This is a genomic window from Pseudomonas sp. HY13-MNA-CIBAN-0226, from assembly GCF_040310305.1.
Taxonomy (GTDB): domain Bacteria; phylum Pseudomonadota; class Gammaproteobacteria; order Pseudomonadales; family Pseudomonadaceae; genus Aquipseudomonas; species Aquipseudomonas gregormendelii.
This window is the reverse complement of sequence record NZ_JBEOPS010000388.1, coordinates 1-258: the sequence shown is the minus strand read 5'-3', so window position 1 is coordinate 258 and position 258 is coordinate 1. Positions and strand designations below refer to the sequence as shown.

1 pseudogene is annotated in these 258 nt (G+C 58.1%); it reads left to right on the top strand.

The features are described from left to right. Window positions 1–258, top strand: a pseudogene (locus AAEZ05_RS29210) (phenylalanine--tRNA ligase subunit alpha); the annotation flags it as partial.

Genomic DNA, 258 nt, shown 5'->3' with positions numbered 1-258 from the left:
CCTTGAGGCTGTGCAAAGCGCTGAAGATGTAAATGCCCTGGAGCAAATCCGGGTTCACTACCTTGGCAAGAAAGGTGAATTGACTCAGGTGATGAAGACCCTGGGAAATCTGCCTGCTGAAGAGCGTCCGCAAGTCGGTGCGCTGATCAACGTCGCCAAGGAGCGTGTCACAGAGGTTCTCAATGCGCGCAAGGCGTCGCTCGAGGAGGCCGACCTTGCGGCCAAGCTCGCCGCCGAGTCCATTGACGTGACCTTGCC